This is a genomic window from Aeromicrobium sp. REDSEA-S32_B7 (assembly GCF_001626145.1).
GTDB lineage: Bacteria > Actinomycetota > Actinomycetes > Propionibacteriales > Nocardioidaceae > Aeromicrobium > Aeromicrobium erythreum.
In genome coordinates this window covers 1-2,897 of sequence record NZ_LUNF01000285.1, presented here as the reverse complement: position 1 = coordinate 2,897, position 2,897 = coordinate 1, and the positions used below count along the sequence as shown (strand labels likewise).

At 70.3% G+C, this 2,897-nt stretch carries 4 protein-coding genes; 3 read left to right on the top strand and 1 reads right to left on the bottom strand.

From position 1 onward, the window contains the following. On the bottom strand, positions 1-949 hold a 949-nt coding region (locus A6Q79_RS16890), incomplete at its 3' end, for a hypothetical protein (protein WP_317698828.1). Between A6Q79_RS16890 and A6Q79_RS16885 the strand changes: the two genes are divergently transcribed. From A6Q79_RS16885 to A6Q79_RS16875, 3 genes are all read left to right on the top strand, one after another. Continuing rightward, positions 903-1,334, top strand: coding sequence for a hypothetical protein (locus A6Q79_RS16885; protein WP_317698827.1), 432 nt, complete (start codon positions 903-905; stop codon positions 1,332-1,334). The genes A6Q79_RS16890 and A6Q79_RS16885 overlap by 47 nt on opposite strands. Further along, the gene (locus A6Q79_RS16880; RefSeq protein ID WP_317698826.1) at positions 1,331-2,446 is read left to right on the top strand and encodes an MCE family protein; all 1,116 of its coding nucleotides are present in this window, start codon (positions 1,331-1,333) and stop codon (positions 2,444-2,446) included. Before A6Q79_RS16885 ends, A6Q79_RS16880 begins: the two co-directional genes overlap by 4 nt. After that, positions 2,446-2,897 (top strand): MlaD family protein (locus tag A6Q79_RS16875; protein ID WP_317698825.1); only part of this gene is annotated, 452 nt, incomplete at its 3' end. The genes A6Q79_RS16880 and A6Q79_RS16875, both read left to right, overlap by 1 nt.

The following is a 2,897-nucleotide window of genomic DNA, read 5'->3' as shown; positions in this document are numbered from 1 at the left end:
CCAGGATCGAGTCCATGCGGGACTCGACGTTGGTGGGGACCTCGACGACCTTGCCGGGCCACCGGGCGGCCCACATCGCCATGTACTCGCCCCACTTGTACGGGTCGCCGTACAGATACCAGACCTGGTAGCCGGTGAACGCGTCGGTGACGGCCTGGTCGACCAGCTCGCGGTGCACCCGCGGGTCGGGGCACAGGTCGAGCCGGTGCCGCTGGCCCTCGCACAGGCACTCGGGGGAGAACGTGCGGAGGTGGAACACGCGGCCGTCGCTGATCCGGGTCGCGGTCAGCGTGGTCTTGTCCCGCGCGCGGGAGCCGTCGAACCCGAGCGTGATCGGCTCGCCAGCGTCGAGGGTGCCCTCGCGCTCGAACGCCGCCCACTTCTCCGTCGGGCACAGCACGCTCTCACCGGAGAGCACCTCGGAGAGGAAGAACCGGCGCCGCTCGGTCTCGAGCTTCGACTTGTCCCGCACCGCGCGGATGATCCGCTGCGACGACACGTGCCCGCCTCGCTCGCGGAGGCTGTCGCCGTACAGGTAGATGACCTCGCGCTGCAGCTGCTCGTCGTCGTCGAGGTCGACCTTCGTCCGGGCCATCTTCGCGTCGACCAGGATGTGCGGGTCCTTCGCCTCGTGCACCCGCTGCGCGTGGGACCGCTCGGTCGGGTCCCACGTGTTCGTCGCCGCGGTCCACATGCCGTTCATGCCGTCCGTCGACCGGATCAGGGTCTGCGCGAACGACAGCGGCGACCGCTGCCCACCCGAGGCGCCGGTCTTCACCGTGTCGGTCATCAGACCGTTCTCGGTGAGCGACACCTTCGTGAAGCGGCCACCGAGGCGACCGAACGCGGTCGTGGTGAGGCGCTCGATCGGGTTGCCGCACGGCAGCCGCACCTGGTCCATCGTGACGTCGACGCCGGGCCAGTCGACCAGCTCGGACGCCTCGACCATCGCCTTCAGCGGCAACCAGGTCAAGCAGTACCTCGAGCTCTTCAGCGCCCAGTACGAGGCCTACGACGAGGACGACCGTCCGGAGTACGGCGAGGTCGGCCGCGGGCCGTGGTGCCTGGGCCTGCCGAACCCGCCGGAGCCGATCGGGCCCCAGCCGCTGCGGGACGGTTCGGACAAGGACAGTCGCCCGCCCGACAGCAAGCTGCCCTACCTCGGGGCCCTGCTCGACCCCGTCTCGATGGGGTACGCCGGCACGCCCGGCGACCAGCAGGTCCTCAACGCCCTGCTGGCCGGCCGGTCGGGTCGTGACGCCGGCGCCTACGGCGCGCTCGGCTCCCTGCTCTACGGGCCGGTCGTGCGGGGGGAGGAGGCGGTGTCCTCGTGAGCACCCAGCAGCGCAACGTGGCCACGATCGCGGCGGCGATCAAGCTCGGCGTCTTCACCGTCGTCTCCGTGCTCGTGACGGGCCTGCTCGCGGCCATCATGGGCAACGTCGGGTTCGGCGCCGGGCAGGAGTACACCGCCGTCTTCACCAGCGCCTCGATGCTCGAGAAGGGCGACGACGTCCGCGTCGCCGGCGTGAGCGTCGGCGAGGTCCGCTCGGTCGAGCACCACGAGCGGTCGCAGGCCCTGGTCACGTTCCGGATCAAGACCGACGTGGAGCTGACCACCTCCTCCCGCGCCGAGATCCGCTTCCTCAACCTGGTCGGGGACCGCTACCTGTCGCTGGAGGAGGGCCGTGACGGCGACACCGCGCGGGCGCAGGACCCGGGCGAGCCGATCCCGGCCTCGCGCACGAGCCCGGCGCTCGACCTGACGACGCTGTTCAACGGCTTCAAGCCGCTGTTCCAGGCCCTGCAGCCCGAGCAGGTCAACGAGCTCTCCCTCAACCTGTTCCAGGTGCTGCAGGGCGAGGGCGGCACCGTCGCCGGGCTGCTGCGGCGCACCGCCTCGTTGACGGGAGACCTCGCCGAGCGCGACGAGCTCATCGGACGGGTCGTCACGAACCTCGACGAGACGCTGCGGACCGTCGACTCCCGTCACTCCCAGCTGACGCGGCTCGTCGTGGAGCTGAAGCGCTGGATGGGCGACCTCGCCCGCGACCGCCGCCTCATCGGTTCCTCGTTGGGCAGCATCTCCGAGCTCACCGAGGAGGTGGCCGACCTGCTCACCCGGGGACGCCCGTTGCTCGAGGACGACGTCGCCGAGCTGCGCCGCCTGGCCAGGCTGCTCAACCAGCCGCGCAACCGGGACGTGCTCGTGGAGCTGGTCGAGCGGCTGCCGGAATCGATGACCGACCAGACCCGCACCGGCACCTACGGCAGCTGGTACAACTACTACCTCTGCGGCTTCTCCGGGAAGATCACGCTCCCCGAGCTGGAGGGCATCCCCGGCCTCGACGTCCTGCTGGACCAGCTCAACAACCTCGAGTTCCAGTCCACCGCACCGCGCTGCAACGGCGCCGGCGAGGACGGCTCCGAGGGGGGCGAGGACTGATGGCACGCCACTCCGACGCCCAGATCATGCGCCTGGGCACCATCACCCTGGTCGTGATGGCGCTGATCATGGCGGCAGCGTTCAACCTCTCGAAGTTCCCCGGATTCAGCGGGACCACCTACCAGGCGTGGTTCGCCGAGGGCTCCGGGCTGCGGGCCGGCAACATGGTCCAGGTCGGCGGCATCCGCTCGGGCCGGGTCCAGGGGCTCGAGCTCGTGGACGACCGGGTGCTCGTCACCTTCGAGGTCGACAACGACGTCGACTTCGGCACCGAGTCGCGCGCCTCCGTCGAGGTGCTCAACCTGCTGGGGGAGAAGTACCTCCAGCTCGACCCGGCGGGTCCGGGTCAGCAGTCGGAGGACGAGCCGATCCCGCTGGAGCGGACGGACTCGGCCTACGACATCGTCGGTGTCTTCGGCGACCTGACCACGACCACCGAGGAGATCGACAC